Origin of the sequence: Citreimonas sp. (assembly GCF_042096055.1) — a bacterium.
Taxonomy (GTDB): domain Bacteria; phylum Pseudomonadota; class Alphaproteobacteria; order Rhodobacterales; family Rhodobacteraceae; genus Citreimonas.
On record NZ_JBELMH010000012.1, the window covers coordinates 48,529 to 50,205 of the forward strand.

The 1,677-nt window shown below is 72.9% G+C and carries 2 protein-coding genes; both read left to right on the plus strand.

The window, feature by feature from the left end; all coding sequences use genetic code 11:
• Window positions 1-492: glycosyltransferase (locus tag ACFDTC_RS04975; RefSeq protein ID WP_375257765.1), on the plus strand; the 492-nt coding region annotated here is incomplete at its 5' end.
• A gap of 58 nt (window positions 493-550) precedes the next feature.
• A partial coding sequence (gene purD, locus ACFDTC_RS04980) for a phosphoribosylamine--glycine ligase (RefSeq protein WP_375257766.1) occupies window positions 551-1,677 on the plus strand: 1,127 nt, incomplete at its 3' end.

Consider the following 1,677-nt stretch of genomic DNA (forward strand, 5'->3'; position numbering starts at 1 on the left):
CTGCGCGCGCACCGGCTGGAGATCGTCGGCGACGGCCCCGAACGCGCGCGGATCGAGGCGCTGATCGCCGAGCACGGGCTTGAGGACTGCGTCACCCTGCACGGCCGCACCGACCAGGCGGGCGTGGCCAACTGGATGCGCAATTGCGACGCCTTCGTCTTTCCGTCGATCCGCGAGCTTGGCGCCGGCGTGGTGATCGAGGCGATGGCCAGCGGCATGGACTGCCTCGTCACCGATTACGGCGCGCCCGGCGCGCTTGTGGCCGAGGGGCGCGGCGTGGCGGTGCCGATGGCGCCGCTCGATGCGCTGGTGGACGGCTTCGCGCGGGCGATGCTGGACGCAGCCGCCGACCGCGCGGGCATGGCCGCGCGGTCCGACGCCGCGCGGGCCTTCGCCGCCCAAGGCTTCACCTGGGACGCCAAGGCGGCGCGGACGCTGCAGGTCTACGACGCGGTGCTGGGGGGCGACCCGCTCGCGGGCCTCGGATACTGACCTTTCCTTGCCCGCGCGCGCTGGCTATGAGGCGGGCCATGAAACGGAGGCGCGGTCCATGAACATCCTCATCCTCGGCGGCGGCGGGCGCGAACACAGCCTGGCCTGGGCGGCGCTGCAGAATCCGAAATGCGACAAGCTGATCGTCGCGCCCGGCAACGCGGGCATCGCGCAGATCGCCGAATGCGCCGACCTGAACATCCTCGACGGCGGCGCGGTGGCCGAGTTCGCCGGCGAGAACGCCATCGACCTGGTGATCATCGGCCCCGAGGCGCCGCTGGCCGCCGGCGTAGCCGACGTGCTGCGCGACGCGGGCTTCCCGGTCTTCGGGCCCTCGGCGGCGGCCGCGCGGCTGGAGGCGTCGAAGGCCTTCACCAAGGAGATCTGCGACGCCGTGGGCGCGCCCACCGCGCGCTACGGCCACTTCACCGACGCCGAGGCCGCCAAGGCCCACGTGCGCGAACACGGCGCGCCGATCGTGGTCAAGGCCGACGGCCTCGCCGCCGGCAAGGGCGTGATCCTGGCGCAGACCGAATCCGAGGCGCTGGAGGCCATCGACGACATGTTCGGCGGCGGCTTCGGCGCGGCCGGCGCCGAGGTGGTGATCGAGGAGATGATGACCGGCGAGGAGGCGTCGTTCTTCGTGCTGGTCGACGGCGCGACCTGCCTGCCCTTCGGCACCGCGCAGGACCACAAGCGCGTGGGCGACGGCGACACCGGCCCCAACACCGGCGGCATGGGCGCCTATTCGCCCGCGCCGGTCATGGACGACGCGGTCACCGCGCGCGCGCTGGACGAAATCGTGCGCCCGACCATGGCCGAGATGGCGCGCCGCGGCACGCCCTATTCCGGCGTGCTCTATGTCGGGCTGATGATCGAGGACGGCGCGCCGCGGCTGGTCGAGTACAATGCCCGCTTCGGCGACCCGGAATGCCAGGTGCTGATGATGCGGCTGGGGGGCCAGGCGCTGGACCTGATGCATGCCTGCGCCGAGGGGCGGCTGGCCGAGGCGCAGGTCAACTGGGGCGACGACCACGCGATGACGGTGGTAATCGCGGCGGCGGGCTATCCCGGCGCCTACGCCAAGGGCGGCGCGATCGGCGGGCTGGAAACGCTGCTCGAGGACAGCTTTCACCAGGTGTTCCACGCCGGCACCGCCACCCGCGACGGCCGCGTCGTGGCCGC